Below are 13235 nucleotides of genomic sequence, written 5' to 3' on the forward strand. Positions count from 1 at the left end.
CCGACTCTATCAGATCTTTCCGATCCGATTTCCTCGGTGCTTTCCGGTCCCTTTTCGACTTTCGTCTTTCCGGGCCCTTCCGGCGCTTTCCGACTTTATCAGATTCATTTCCGTCGACCTAATCGGCGACTTAGTGATTCAGATAAGGAATCGGGATGGCTCCGAACTGGAGCGAGAGAGATTCTATCTCCGCTGCCAGGAGCTTGTCCAGCTTCCCGGGCAACCGTTTGAATCTACCTCCCCACGCAACCGGTGTCAACAGGTTTTGTGGGCGAAGAGGAGACTAGCAGGTCAGCGGGGTGCTCCGCACATCAGGCGGCGGTGGGGAGCTCGGCCGTTCGGTCGGGCTCCTCGACGTCGCCCGTGTCGCCGGCGCGTGCCGCGCGGCCGCCGAGGACGTAGACGTATGCGAGAAATGCCAGCTCAGCGGCGATGCCGATGCCGATGCGCGCCCAGGTGGGCAGGCCGGAGGGGGTGACGAAGCCTTCGATCAGGCCGGAGACGAAGAGGACCAGGGCGAGGCCGATGGCCATGCCGATGGCGGCGCGGCCCTGCTGGGCGAGGGCAGCGCGGCGGGTGGTGGGGCCCGGGTCGACGAGGGTCCAGCCGAGGCGGAGACCGGTGCCGGCGGCGACGAAGACGGCGGTGAGTTCGAGAAGGCCGTGCGGCAGGACCAGGCCGAGGAAGACGTCGAGGCGGCCGGCGGAGGCCATCAGTCCTATGCCGATGCCCAGGTTCAGCATGTTGGCGAAGAGGATCATCAGCACCGGGATACCGAGGAAGGCACCGAGGACCAGGCAGGTCGCGGCGGCCTGGGCGTTGTTCGTCCAGACCTGGGCGGAGAAGGACGCCGCCGGGTGGCTGGAGTAGTAGGTCTCGTACTGGCCGCCGGGGCGGGTCATCTCGCGCAGCTCGGCGGAGGCGCCGAGGGCGGACTGGACCTCCGGGTGGGTGCCGATCCACCAGCCGATCAGGGCCGCGAGGAGCGTGGAGACAACGGCGGTCGGGATCCACCAGTGGCGCGAGCGGTAGACGGCGGCCGGGAAACCGGCGGTGAGGAAGGTGACCGCGTCCCGCCAGGAGGCGCGGCGGGTGCCGGTGACCGTGGCGCGGGCGCGGGCGACGAGCTGGGTGAGCCGGGCCGTGATCATCGGGTCGGGCGCGCTGGACTGGATGAGGGAGAGGTGGGTGGCGGTGCGCTGGTAGAGGGCGACGAGCTCGTCGGCCTCGGCGCCGGTGAGCCGGCGGCCGCGGCGGAGCAGGTGGTCGAGGCGGTCCCACTCGGCTCGGTGGGCGGTGACGAAGACGTCGAGGTCCATGATCGGCTGCTGCTCCAGGCACGGGTGCGTACGGGTCGTACGGGGCGTACGGATGCGTAGTACGGGTTTTGAGTCTGCGGCGCGCTGCGGGTCAGCTTGGCAGACTGGCGTTCGGACGGGGTTCGGCTGGGTGAAGAAGGGTGGGCGCCGTGAGCGGGGTGGTGACGGGGGATGCCGTCTATCTGGGGCTGCAGCCGGCGCGGCTGCAGCCCCAGCCGGGCGCTGGCGCTGCTGATCGATCTGGTCGTGGTGTGGGCCGCGTATCTGCTGATCGGTCTCGGGCTCGCGGTCGCCACGGCGTCGCTCGACGAGGCGGCGGCGATGGCCCTGTCGATCGTGTCGTTCCTGCTGGTCCTGGTCGGGGCGCCGATCGCGGTGGAGACGCTGTCGCACGGGCGGTCTCTGGGGAAGCTGGCGTGCGGGCTGCGGGTGGTGCGGGACGACGGCGGGCCGATCCGGTTCCGGCACGCGCTGATGCGCGGGGCGATGGGGGTCGTGGAGATCCTGATGACGTTCGGGGCGGTCGCGTGCGTCGCGTCGCTGGTGTCGGAGCGTGGGCGACGGCTCGGTGACGTGTCCGCGGGAACGCTGGTGGTCCGCGAGCGGGTGGCGCCGGCGGCGGGCCTGGTGGTGCCGCCTCCGCCGCCGTGGCTGGTGGGGCGGTTCGCGGGGCTCGATCTGTCGGCGGTGCCGGATGCCCTGTGGCTGGAGATACGTCAGTACCTGACGCGGATGCGGCAGCTCGACCCGGCGATCGGGCAGCGGTTGGCGGAACGGCTCGCGGACGAGCTGGTGGCCCGGACGGGGACGCCTCCGCCGCCGGGGGTGCCGGCCGCCGCGTATCTGGCGGGTGTGGTGGCCGAGCGGCAGGCGCGGGACGCACGCCGGGTGTTCGCGCCGCCGGCGGGCCGGCCCGCGGGGGCGGGAGGGACTCCCGCCCCGGCGCCCGGCCCCCTGACTCCTGCGCCCGCGTCTCCTTCCCCTTCCCCCCTGTCTACGGTGCCTGTCTCGCCGCTATCTACGGTGCCTGTCCCGCCGCCTGCCGTTCAGGCGCCAGCCGTCCAGGCTCCCGTCGTCCAGGCTCCTGTCGCTCCCGAGCGGCCCGCGACCGGGTTCGCGCCGCCCGCCTGAGCTCAGAGGACGTTCGGCGGGGTGTCGAGCTCTTCGAGTTCGATGCCGGGGGCCGCGAGGACCACGTCGCCGGCGATGTGAACGGTGTGCTGCTCCCCCGTGTCCAGGGCGCTGACCTGGTACTCGTCCACGATCAGGGGCCCGTTGTCAGTGGCGTGCGCTTCACTGTTCACCAGGGCCCAGGACTGGTCGACCGTCAGGGGGGCGAGGACGGGATCCGTGAAGGCGACGAGCCGGACACGGGTCTCCGGGGAATCGGGGGTGAGGCGCAGGAGTCGGGAGATCGCGACGAGGAACGCCGGGGACGTGCCGGTGAAGGCGTGGGCGCGCACATTGCCTTCGGTGGCATGGGTTCCGGTGGGGTCGGTACGGACCCACGTGACGCCGTCGAGGGCGGCGCCGCGGACTTGCCAGTTCGCGGCGTGGAGTTCGAGGCGGATGGGGCGGCCGAGTTCGTCGATGGCCAGGTCGACGGAGCCGGTGGGCTCGCCGGAGGGGTTGGTGAGCTGTGAGACGTAGCGCCAGCCGGAGGGCCCGGGCGCGCAGTTGAAGTGCTCTTCACCGAGAGGGGTGTGATCGTGCGGATCATGGAGCGAATAGCGGCCGCGGGGCATGGGTCCTCGGGGTGCTTCCTGGAGCGGTAGTCGCGAGCGGGTGCCGCGAGCTGCTGCGCGCGGGCTCTGCGAGCAGCTGTCGCGGTCAAGAGACGAGGCAGGCCCCCGGCACGGGGGTGCGGGGGCCTGCCTTTTCCGTCACGGAGTCCTGCGACGGGCGGGTGTCAGTGGGCTTTCACCCGGGACTGTCACCCGCCGGTCGTGGGATCAGTAGCGGTAGTGGTCCGGCTTGTACGGGCCCTCGACCGAGACACCGATGTACGCGGCCTGCTCGGGGCGGAGGGTCGTCAGCTTGACGCCGAGGGCGTCGAGGTGCAGCCGGGCGACCTTCTCGTCGAGGTGCTTAGGCAGCGTGTAGACGCCGACCGGGTACTCGGCGGTCTTGGCGAAGAGCTCGATCTGGGCCAGGGTCTGGTCCGCGAAGGAGTTCGACATCACGAACGACGGGTGGCCCGTGGCGTTGCCCAGGTTGAGCAGGCGGCCCTCGGAAAGGACGATGACGACCTTGCCGTCGGGGAAGGTCCAGGTGTGGACCTGCGGCTTGACCTCGTCCTTGACGATGCCCGGGATCGCGGCCAGGCCAGCCATGTCGATCTCGTTGTCGAAGTGGCCGATGTTGCCGACGATCGCCTGGTGCTTCATGCGGGCGATGTCGGACGCCATGATGATGTCCTTGTTGCCCGTCGTGGTGATGAAGATGTCGGCGGTCTCGACGACCTCGTCGAGCGTCGTCACCTGGTAGCCGTCCATCGCGGCCTGCAGCGCGCAGATGGGGTCGATCTCGGTGACGATGACGCGGGCGCCCTGGCCGCGCAGGGACTCGGCGCAGCCCTTGCCGACGTCGCCGTAACCGCAGACGACGGCGGTCTTGCCGCCGATGAGGACGTCGGTGGCGCGGTTGATGCCGTCGATGAGCGAGTGGCGGCAGCCGTACTTGTTGTCGAACTTCGACTTCGTGACAGCGTCGTTCACGTTGATCGCCGGGAAGAGCAGGGCGCCGGCCTGCTGCATCTCGTAGAGGCGGTGGACACCGGTGGTGGTCTCCTCCGTCACGCCGCGGATGTCGGACGCCAGCTGGGTCCACTTCTGCGGGTTCTCGGAGAGGGTGCGGTTGAGGAGACGGAGGATGTAGCCGTACTCCTCGCTGTCCGCGGTGGACGGGTCCGGGGCGGAGCCGGCCTTCTCGAACTCGACGCCCTTGTGGACGAGGAGGGTGGCGTCACCACCGTCGTCGAGGATCATGTTCGGGCCGCCGGTGGGCGTGTTCGGCCAGGTGAGGGCCTGCTCGGTGCACCACCAGTACTCCTCCAGGGTCTCGCCCTTCCAGGCGAAGACCGGGACGCCCTGCGGGTTGTCCGCGGTGCCGTTCGGGCCGACGGCGATGGCCGCGGCGGCGTGGTCCTGGGTGGAGAAGATGTTGCAGGAGGCCCAGCGGACCTCGGCGCCGAGGGCGACCAGGGTCTCGATGAGGACGGCGGTCTGCACGGTCATGTGCAGCGAGCCGGTGATGCGGGCGCCGGCCAGCGGCTGCTGGTCCGCGTACTCGCGACGGATGGACATCAGGCCGGGCATCTCGTGCTCGGCGAGGGTGATCTCCTTGCGGCCGAACTCGGCCAGGGACAGGTCGGCGACCTTGAAGTCCTGCGTGGCGGCAGTCGTCATGACTGGAGCTGCTCCTCGTGAAATCGGGTTTCGAGGGTCGAGTGGGCGCCTGGCACCGCGGCTGTGGGGCGACGCGGGCATACGAATGCCCGGGTGCTCCCGCGGTGCAGTCGTCGGAGGCCCTCTCTCCCTCGGCCGGCCCGTGTGAGGACCGCCCGACCGCCATCAGCAGCGACGTCTGGCTGGTCACGAATCTACACCGATCGGCGCAGTGGCCCACAGTCCACCCCGGCCTGAATACCGGCCACAGACGGGCCACAGACGGGCCACAGACGAGCCGCAGGCGGGCCGGAGCGGGGCTGGACACGGGGTTCAGCCCTCCGCCCCTCCTGGGCGCGGGCTCGGGGCGCTGGGCGCGTGGGTAGGGTGCGGGCCGGATTCGTGCGGGAGGGACGGGAGGGGTCGAGTGATGAGGCCGGGACGAGGGCTGCGGGTCGCGGGGTGGGTGCTGGTGCCGCTGGGCGCGCTGCTGGTCGCCGGGGGCCTGTGGCTGCGGAGCGCGTATCCCGGCCATACGGTGCCGAGTGACTCGATGCGGCCGACGTACGGGTCCGGGGACCGGCTCTTCGCCGAGCGGATCGAGCCGTCGGAGGTACGGCGCGGGGACGTCGTCCTCGTCTCCGTGCCCGAGTGGGGCATCCGTGAGGGGCTGTCGGTGAAGCGGGTGATCGGGGTCGGCGGGGACCGGGTGACGTCCGACGACAGGGCCGTGTACGTCAACGGGAGGCCGCTCGCGGAGCCGTACGTCCTCCACGGCGACCCGATCGGTGGCGCGCCCGGATTCGACGTGAAGGTGCCGGAGGGACGGCTGTTCCTGCTCGGCGACAACCGGGGCGACTCGCTGGACTCGCGCTACCACCAGGACACGGCGCCGGGCGGGACGGTCCCCGTCTCGGCCGTGAAGGAGCGGGTCGCGGACAGTCCGCTGGGCGCGGTCGGCGCCATCGCCGGGGCCTTCGGCGGCGGTGTGGTGCTGGTCGTGGGGGCCGGACTCGGGCTCGGGGGATGGCTGGCCGGGCGGGCGCGGCGCACGGCGGTGCCGCCGGCCTCTCCGTACGTACGCGTCTGACGGACGAACCGAACATGGCGAGAGGCCCCGGACCAGCTGGTCCGGGGCCTCTCGTCAGGCGGTCGGGCGGTCGGGCGGTCGGGCGGTCAGGCGGTCAGGCGCTCTTCGACCGGGCCGCCTTCTCGCTGTAGATGTCCGGCTCCAGGTAGATGACCCGGGCGATCGGGACGGCCGCGCGGATGCGGGCCTCGGCCGCGTCGATGGCGCGGGCGACCTCGGCGGCGGTGTCGTCGTGGCGGACGGCGATCTTGGCCGCGACGAGCAGCTCCTCCGGGCCGAGGTGGAGCGTGCGCATGTGGATGAGGCGGGTGACCGTCTCGCCGTCGACGATCGCGTCCTCGATCTTCTTCACCTCTTCGGTGCCCGCGGCCTCGCCGAGCAGCAGCGACTTGGTCTCGGCGGCGAGGACGATCGCGATGAGGACGAGGAGGACACCGATGCAGACGGTGCCGATGCCGTCCCAGACGCCGTTGTCGGTGGCCAGCGCCAGGCCGACGCCACCGAGGGCGAGCACGAGACCGATGAGGGCGCCGAAGTCCTCCAGGAGGACGACGGGCAGCTCGGGAGCCTTCGCCCGGCGGATGAAGTCCTTCCAGGACTGCTCGCCGCGCAGCTCGTTCGACTCCTTGATCGCGGTGCGGAAGGAGAAGGACTCCGCGATGATCGCGAAGACGAGGACGCCGACCGGCCAGTACCAGGCCTCGATCGGGTGCGGGTGCTTGATCTTCTCGTAGCCCTCGTAGATGGCGAACATGCCACCGACCGAGAACAGCACGATGGAGACGAGGAAGGCGTAGATGTAGCGCTCGCGGCCGTAGCCGAACGGGTGCTGCGGGGTGGCCTCGCGCTGGGCGCGCTTGCCGCCGAGGAGGAGCAGGCCCTGGTTGCCGGAGTCGGCCAGCGAGTGGACGGCCTCGGCGAGCATCGAGGACGAGCCGCTGAACACGAACGCCACGAACTTCGCTGCGGCGATCGCGAGATTGGCGGCGAGTGCCGCCACGATCGCCTTGGTTCCGCCTGACGCGCTCATGGGTCCTCGTCTTCCCTTGGTCGATGCTCCGGCCGTACCGCGCACGGTGTCACCACGGTGGTACGGCCGGTCATTGTTGCATCAGGCCACCACAGTGGCACGGAATACCGTTCCCGTACCGGACAGTTCGGTCTTTTCGTCCGCCGGGACGAAGACCGATTCGCCCGGGCCGAGGGTCAGGTCACCGACGGAGGGCCGGCCCGCGGTCGCGAGCAGGATCTGGGGGGTGGGGGCGGTGAGGTCGGTCGGGGCGGCGCCCTCGGCCCGTACGTAGCGGGAGAGGCGGAACTCGTCGACCGGGGTGTCGTACAGCTCCTCGCCCGTCACCGACGCCTCCGGGCGCAGGATGCCCGGCTCGCGCGGCTCGAAGCGGACGACCCGCAGCAGTTCGGGGACGTCGACGTGCTTGGGGGTGAGGCCGCAGCGCAGCACGTTGTCGGAGTTGGCCATGATCTCGACGGCGAGGCCGTCGAGGTAGGCGTGCGGCACGCCCGCGCCGAGGTAGAGCGCCTCGCCCGGCTGGAGCGTGACCAGGTTGAGCAGCATGGCGGCGAGGACGCCGGGGTCGCTCGGGTAGTGGTGGGCGATCTGGGCGTACGGGGCGTGGGCGCCGCCGAGGCGGGCGGCGGCGTGCGCGGCCTCGGCGACGGTGTGGGCGATCTCGGCGGGGTCGGCCGTGAGCAGTGCGGTGAGGACCTCGCGGAGGGCGGCCTCCTCGGGGTGGGCGTGCAGCACGTCGACGTACGGCTTGAGCGCGTCCACGCCGAGTGCGGCCATCGTGTCGGCGGCCTCGACGGGGTCACGGAAGCCGCACAGGCCGTGGAACTCGGTGAGCGCGCAGATGAGTTCGGGCTTGTGGTTGGCGTCCCGGTAGTTGCGCCGCGGGTCGTCGACCGGCAGCCCCGTGGCCTCCTCGGCGGCGAAACCGGCGCGCGCCTGGGCGAGGTCGGGGTGGACCTGGAGGGAGAGCGGGGCGCCGGCGGCGAGGATCTTGAAGAGGAACGGGAGGTGAGGGCCGAACTTCTCGACGGTGGCCGGACCGAGTTCGCGTGCGGGGTCGGCGTCGATGAGCTCGTTGAGCGGACCGCGGTCGGTGCGGGAGGGGGCGCCGGGGTGGGCTCCCATCCACATCTCGGCCTGGGGCTCGCCGGTGGGGGCGACGCCGAGCAGTTCCGGGATGGCCGTCGTGGAACCCCAGGCGTAGGGGCGCACGGTGTTGACGAGGCGGTCCATGGGGCTTCCAGCTCTTTTCAGTGCGGTGGGTGCGGTGATGGACGGGGGGCGGTGAGGTGGGGGGCGGTGACGAGTGGGGGCGGTGACGGGTGAGGGGGGACGGCTCAGGACGTGCGGGGGCGGCGCGCGGTCGTGGTGCGTAGTGGCTTCGCGCGTCGGGGTGTCATGCGTGCTGTGCGGTTACTCGGTTATTCGGTTGTTCGGCTGCTGGGGTTGATCGGTTACTCGGGGGGAAGGCCCGGGGAGGCGAGGGAGAGGTACACGGCGGTGAAGTCGGTGACGGCGAGCAGCTCGGCCAGCGTCTCCAGCGCGCTGCCCTCCTCCGGCTCCACCTCGCTGATGGCCGTGTCGTGGCCGAGGGCGAGCTCGCGGGCGGCGGGCGCGGCGCTGAACTCGTTGCCTTCGGCGGGCCGGTCGCGCAGCAGCACGACCCGGGCGCGCAGCGCCGGTTCCGGCTCCTCGACGCGGTCGCGGAAGATGTCGTCGGGGTCGGCGTTGGCGGCGTAGTCCCCGGTCAGCAGCATGCCGTGGGCGGGCAGTGCCTCCGGCAGCTCGGCGGCGAGCGCGGGCAGGCCGCCCAGTTCGGCGAGGACCGCGGCGAACCGGCGGCCGACCGGTCCGGCCGCCTCGCCCTCGGTCCAGACGAGCGGCAGCGTGTTGCCGAGCTCGGCGGCGAGGGTCTTGGCCGGGTTACTGTACGTGGCGATGGCCGGACCGCAGCGCTCCGCCATGCGGTCCAGACGGTCGGCGACCTGCTCCAGCGCCTCCTGCGGGGCCTCCACCAGGCCGACCCGGTCGAGCAGCGCGAGCAGCGGCGTGAACAGCGCCCACAGCGCGCCCGGGCTCGCGGCCAGCGACTCGCCGTACTCGTCCGGCGCCTCGTGCGGGCCCATCGCCAGCGGCACGAACAGACCGCGGGAGCCGCCCATGGACTCGGCGAGCGGGGAGCCCTTCGGGGCGACGGCGACGACGGTGATGCCGCGGCGGTACGCCTGCTCGACGAGGAGGGCGAGACCCGGCTCGGAGCCGTCGGTCGTCGGTACGAGGAGCAGGTCGACCGAGCCCGCCCAGCCGGGCAGCGCCCAGCGCAGCGCGCCGACGGCCGCGGCGACGCCGGTCGGCTGCAGCCGGATCACCGGGGCGGCCGCGCCCGCGAGGGCGCCGACCAGGTCGGCGACGCCGGCGGCGGCGGTGCCGGGGCCCGCGACCAGGACCGCGCGGGGGCGGCCGTCCGGACGGAGCTCCGCGATGCCGGCCTCGGCGGCGTGCCGGGCGGCGGTCCGTACCCGCGCGCCCGCCTCGGCGGCGCCGCGCAGCAGGCCGCGGTGGTCGGCGAGGGCGAGGGCTTCCGGTGCGTCGAGGAGGGTCTCGTCGAGCATGTGGCGGGCCTCCGGTCGTCGGTGGCGGGACCCTCGGCCGGTGGTCGGCCGGGGTGCCGCGTGGTCTGTCCCCCGAGGGTCGCCCCTTGGTGACGGCCCCCAGAGGTCTCCTCGTCGAGGTCTCCTCCTCAGGGGCTTACCCGTCGTACGGGTCGCGTACGGGTCGCCTACGGCGTGCGGCTCGCGTACGACGTACGGGGCGCGTACGGCGTACGGGCGTAGGGGCCGTGCGCGGGCGTACGGGTTACTCGGGGCGGCGCGCCTCGTCGACGAGCAGGACCGGGATGCCGTCGCGGACCGGGTACGCGAGACCGCAGTCGGCGGAGGTGCAGACGAGCTCCGGGGTCTCCTCCGCGGAACGGTCGTTCAGCGGGGCGTGGCAGGCCGGGCAGGCCAGGATCTCCAGGAGGCCGGCTTCGAGCGGCATGGGCGGTCCCTTCGGGGAGCGGTACGGACGGTCTTCGGGCCAGGTCAGCCTACCGCCGGGCCGCGGGCGGCGCCCTTGATGCGGGGCGGGGCGCCGCTGGTTACGTTGCGCGGCGCGGCCGACTGGGGGGCGGCGGGGCGGGAACGTCGCGGGAAACGGGGGGCGACGGGTTGGGCGCGGAGTGGCGTGGCCGGGCAGGGGGCGCGGCGCGGCGTGGCGGGCGGGGCGTGGCGTGGCCGGGTGGGGGCGCGGCGCACGCCGGGGTGGTCAGCGGGCGGTCCGGTGACGTCCGCCGGGCGGCCGGCCTAGCGAGCGCGGCGTGCGCGGCGTAGGCGCGGCCCGGCCGAGGACGCGGCGCACGCCCGGGAGGCCGACCGGGGCCGGCGGCCCTGGTGAGCGCGGCGTGCGCGTGGGCGGCGTAGGCCCAGGAGCGGAACGCGCCCGCAAGGGCGCCGTCCCGTGTGCCCACCCGTCCCGCCCCAGCGGGACGATTGCCCACACGGGGGGGGCGGGGGGCGGGGCCGGCCCCGGCACAAGGCGGAGGGCCAGGGGCCCGAGGCGGGCGACGTCCCGGCGGAAGCCGGAGGGCCGACGGCCAGGACCCGAGCTTCGGGGCCGGGCGGCGCGCAGTGGGGCTGGCCGGCCCCTCCCCGCGCCCCCGGCCCCTTCGGCTCAGGCTCGGATCAGGGCCAGGGCCTCGTCTCGTACGCGCTCCATCGTCGCCTCGTCGCGGGCCTCCACGTTCAGGCGGAGGAGGGGTTCCGTGTTGGAGGCGCGGAGGTTGAACCACCAGTCGGTGGCGGTGACCGTGAGGCCGTCGAGGTCGTCGAGGGTGACGCCGTCGCGGGAGGCGAAGGCGGTGCGCACGGCGGCGAGGCTGGCCGACTGGTCGGCGACGGTGGAGTTGATCTCGCCGGAGGAGGCGTAGCGGTCGTAGGAGGAGACCAGGGCGGAGAGCGGGCCGTCCTGGCCGCCGAGGGCCGCGAGGACGTGGAGCGCGGCGAGCATGCCGGTGTCCGCGTTCCAGAAGTCCTTGAAGTAGTAGTGGGCGGAGTGCTCGCCGCCGAAGATGGCGCCGGTCTTCGCCATCTCCTCCTTGATGAAGGAGTGGCCGACGCGCGTCCGCACCGGCGTGCCGCCGTGCTCGCGGACGACCTCCGGGACGGACCAGGAGGTGATCAGGTTGTGGATGATCGTGCCGCTGCCACCGTGCTTGGCGAGTTCGCGCGCCGCGACGAGCGCGGTGATCGCGGACGGGGAGACCGGGTCGCCGTTCTCGTCGACGACGAAGCAGCGGTCGGCGTCGCCGTCGAAGGCGAGGCCGAGGTCGGCGCCCTCGGCGCGGACGCGGGCCTGGAGGTCGACGATGTTCTTCGGGTCGAGCGGGTTGGCCTCGTGGTTCGGGAAGGTGCCGTCGAGCTCGAAGTACATCGGGACGACGTCGAGCGGCAGACCCGCGAAGACGGTGGGCACGGTGTGGCCGCCCATGCCGTTGCCGGCGTCGACGACGACCTTGAGCGGGCGGATGGAGGCGAGGTCCACGAGCGAGAGCAGGTGGGCCGCGTAGTCCTTGAGCGTGTCGCGCTCGCTGACGGTGCCCGGCTTGTCGGCCGGCTCGGGCGCGCCCTGCTCCGTCCACTGCTCGGCGAGCGCGCGGATGTCGGAGAGGCCGGTGTCCTGGCCGACCGGGGCGGCGCCGGCGCGGCACATCTTGATGCCGTTGTACTGGGCCGGGTTGTGCGAGGCGGTGAACATCGCGCCCGGCAGGCCGAGCTGCCCGGAGGCGAAGTACAGCTGGTCGGTGGAGCAGAGCCCGATCATGGTGACGTCGGCGCCGAGCCGGGCCGCGCCGCGCGCGAAGGCGGCGGCGAGACCGGGCGAGGAGGGGCGCATGTCGTGGCCGATGACGACGGCCTCGGCGTCCACGACCCGTACGAACGCGGCGCCGAAGAGCTCCGCCAGGGTCTCGTCCCACTGATCCGGCACCACCCCGCGGACGTCGTACGCCTTCACGATCTGCGACAGATCAGCAGCAGCCACGGACCAACCCTCCTGAGGTCTCGGTATGTCTCGGCTCGCGCGACCGCGACGTGGAGGACGCGGAATGCGCGGGGCCCAAACTACCCGGAAGGGGGCCTTGATCAGTTTTCGGGGGAACGGAGCACCCGAAGGTGTCCCCGACGGCCGACCTCCATCGGGTCGCCGCTCCGGCCGCCCGGGACGCCCTTGCCGCCGGCCTCCGCCGCGCGTTCCTGGGGGCGGGCCGCCTCCCGTACCGCGTTGGCGAGGGCTTCGAGGTCGTCGCCGCTCGGGCGGGTCGGGGCGGTGCCGTCGGAGAGCCGCACGACCTCCCAGCCGCGCGGGGCGGTCAGGCGCTCGCTGTGCTCGGCGCACAGGTCGTAGCAGTGGGGCTCGGCGTAGGTGGCGAGCGGGCCGAGGACCGCAGTCGAGTCGGCATAGACGTACGTCAGTGTCGCGACGGCAGGGCGGCCGCACGCGGTGCGCGAACAGCGACGTACAGGGCTCACGACGTTGGACGGTACCGCACTCTTGAGCGGGCCGCGACGACTCTCCCCCAGGTCACTCCACCGTGTCGCGGTGTGACGTCCGCCACGAGGCCGTTCGGGAGGGCCCTTCTGACCTGCGGGAGCGCCGGGATCCGGCGGGGATACGGGGGCCGGGGCGGGTCGGGATCCGGACAGGCAGGGGGAGAATTCCGGTCATGGACGGCCAGATGGCCGATCCGACGAGGCCGGTGAATCGGCCCGTTGTCCGGCCGGAACGATCGCCTTCCGACAGCTTCCGACAGCCGTGACGGACGCACGCCACCGTTCCGGCCGCTTTGCACCGGTCCCGAACCACCGGAGAGAGTTACGCTGCGTCAGTGACGGACACCACCGAGAGCATGGACAGCACCGGTCCCGTACCGCGCGTGCGGCGCCGTGACCGCCACGGCCGGGGCATGCGGGGGCCGGTCGCCCCGCCGCAGGTCCCGCTGTCCGCGAGCCGCGCGGACACCTTCCGCGATCTGGTCCTGGACTCGGTGGAGCGTCTGGAGCGGCGCTGGCCGCAGCTCGCGGACGTGGAGTTCCTGGTGATGGAGGTCCCTCCGGCGGTGCCGGGTGAGCCGGTCGTGCCGTTGGGCGGCTCGACCCCCGCGGAGAAGAACGAGCCGGCCCGCGTGGTCGTCTACCGCAGGCCGGTCGAGATCCGCTCCAAGAGCCGCGACGAGCGGGCCCTGCTCGTCCACGAGGTCGTCGTCGAGCAGGTGGCCGATCTGCTCGGCCTCTCCCCCGAGTCGGTCGACCCGCGGTACGGCCAGGACTGACCGTCTCTCCGGCGAGTCGGGCTCAGGGGCGCCGGGCTCAGCC

General features: G+C 72.7%; 11 protein-coding genes and 1 pseudogene. 3 read left to right on the forward strand and 9 right to left on the reverse strand.

The annotated features are described in order from the left end of the window. Positions 1-311 precede the first annotated feature (311 nt). Positions 312-1319 (reverse strand): stage II sporulation protein M, encoded by a 1008-nt coding sequence (locus ACIRSU_RS36020; RefSeq protein ID WP_403801735.1) that lies wholly within the window; start codon positions 1317-1319, stop codon positions 312-314. Positions 1320-1480: 161 nt separating this feature from the next. On the opposite strand from ACIRSU_RS36020, the pseudogene ACIRSU_RS36025 reads away from it, so the two are divergent. Further along, positions 1481-2450, forward strand: a pseudogene (locus ACIRSU_RS36025) (RDD family protein). A 2-nt stretch (positions 2451-2452) separates the two neighbouring features. Here the strand turns inward: ACIRSU_RS36025 and ACIRSU_RS36030 are convergent. Together ACIRSU_RS36030 and ahcY are read right to left on the reverse strand one after the other, a co-directional pair. After that, positions 2453-3064, reverse strand: a complete 612-nt coding sequence (locus ACIRSU_RS36030; RefSeq protein WP_403801737.1) for a hypothetical protein — start codon at positions 3062-3064, stop codon at positions 2453-2455. A gap of 207 nt (positions 3065-3271) precedes the next feature. Further along, a complete protein-coding gene (gene ahcY / locus ACIRSU_RS36035; protein ID WP_403801738.1) occupies positions 3272-4726 on the reverse strand; it encodes an adenosylhomocysteinase in 1455 nt (484 codons plus the stop codon). Positions 4727-5135: 409 nt separating this feature from the next. Here ahcY and lepB point away from each other — a divergent pair, with 409 nt between their 5' ends. Then, a complete protein-coding gene (gene lepB, locus ACIRSU_RS36040; RefSeq protein WP_403801741.1) occupies positions 5136-5795 on the forward strand; it encodes a signal peptidase I in 660 nt (219 codons plus the stop codon). Positions 5796-5889: 94 nt separating this feature from the next. On the opposite strand, the gene ACIRSU_RS36045 is transcribed toward lepB, so the two are convergent. The 6 genes from ACIRSU_RS36045 to ACIRSU_RS36070 form a co-directional block, all read right to left on the reverse strand. Then, positions 5890-6825, reverse strand: a complete 936-nt coding sequence (locus ACIRSU_RS36045) for a cation diffusion facilitator family transporter (RefSeq protein WP_403801744.1) — start codon at positions 6823-6825, stop codon at positions 5890-5892. A gap of 81 nt (positions 6826-6906) precedes the next feature. Next, positions 6907-8058: a mannose-6-phosphate isomerase, class I gene (gene manA, locus ACIRSU_RS36050; RefSeq protein WP_403801747.1), complete on the reverse strand. Its 1152-nt coding sequence runs from the start codon at positions 8056-8058 to the stop codon at positions 6907-6909. 221 nt (positions 8059-8279) lie between these two features. Beyond that, positions 8280-9437, reverse strand: coding sequence for an SIS domain-containing protein (locus tag ACIRSU_RS36055; protein ID WP_403801750.1), 1158 nt, complete (start codon positions 9435-9437; stop codon positions 8280-8282). A gap of 244 nt (positions 9438-9681) precedes the next feature. Next, positions 9682-9864: a Trm112 family protein gene (locus ACIRSU_RS36060; protein ID WP_356077011.1), complete on the reverse strand. Its 183-nt coding sequence runs from the start codon at positions 9862-9864 to the stop codon at positions 9682-9684. Between the two features lie 672 nt (positions 9865-10536). Continuing rightward, positions 10537-11904 carry a phosphomannomutase/phosphoglucomutase gene (locus ACIRSU_RS36065; protein ID WP_403801753.1) on the reverse strand — a complete coding sequence of 456 codons (1368 nt, stop codon included), beginning with the start codon at positions 11902-11904 and terminating at the stop codon, positions 10537-10539. Between the two features lie 101 nt (positions 11905-12005). After that, entirely contained in the window at positions 12006-12443 is a 438-nt protein-coding gene (locus ACIRSU_RS36070; protein ID WP_403801794.1) for a DUF3499 domain-containing protein, read from the reverse strand. A 326-nt stretch (positions 12444-12769) separates the two neighbouring features. Here ACIRSU_RS36070 and ACIRSU_RS36075 point away from each other — a divergent pair, with 326 nt between their 5' ends. After that, the gene (locus ACIRSU_RS36075; protein ID WP_403801796.1) at positions 12770-13192 is read left to right on the forward strand and encodes a metallopeptidase family protein; all 423 of its coding nucleotides are present in this window, start codon (positions 12770-12772) and stop codon (positions 13190-13192) included. The last annotated feature ends 43 nt before the right edge of the window (positions 13193-13235 follow it).

The sequence above is a fragment of the Streptomyces sp. NPDC101160 genome, assembly GCF_044768205.1.
GTDB lineage: Bacteria > Actinomycetota > Actinomycetes > Streptomycetales > Streptomycetaceae > Streptomyces.

What these genes read in the sequence shown, in the direction of transcription:
- ahcY (WP_403801738.1), bottom strand. Translation starts at nt 4,726, where the DNA reads ATGACGACTGCCGCCACGCAGGACTTCAAGGTCGCCGACCTGTCCCTG.
- ACIRSU_RS36075 (WP_403801796.1), top strand. Translation starts at nt 12,770, where the DNA reads ATGGACAGCACCGGTCCCGTACCGCGCGTGCGGCGCCGTGACCGCCAC.
- ACIRSU_RS36055 (WP_403801750.1), bottom strand. Translation starts at nt 9,437, where the DNA reads ATGCTCGACGAGACCCTCCTCGACGCACCGGAAGCCCTCGCCCTCGCC.
- lepB (WP_403801741.1), top strand. Translation starts at nt 5,136, where the DNA reads ATGAGGCCGGGACGAGGGCTGCGGGTCGCGGGGTGGGTGCTGGTGCCG.
- ACIRSU_RS36030 (WP_403801737.1), bottom strand. Translation starts at nt 3,064, where the DNA reads ATGCCCCGCGGCCGCTATTCGCTCCATGATCCGCACGATCACACCCCT.
- ACIRSU_RS36060 (WP_356077011.1), bottom strand. Translation starts at nt 9,864, where the DNA reads ATGCCGCTCGAAGCCGGCCTCCTGGAGATCCTGGCCTGCCCGGCCTGC.
- ACIRSU_RS36045 (WP_403801744.1), bottom strand. Translation starts at nt 6,825, where the DNA reads ATGAGCGCGTCAGGCGGAACCAAGGCGATCGTGGCGGCACTCGCCGCC.
- manA (WP_403801747.1), bottom strand. Translation starts at nt 8,058, where the DNA reads ATGGACCGCCTCGTCAACACCGTGCGCCCCTACGCCTGGGGTTCCACG.
- ACIRSU_RS36020 (WP_403801735.1), bottom strand. Translation starts at nt 1,319, where the DNA reads ATGGACCTCGACGTCTTCGTCACCGCCCACCGAGCCGAGTGGGACCGC.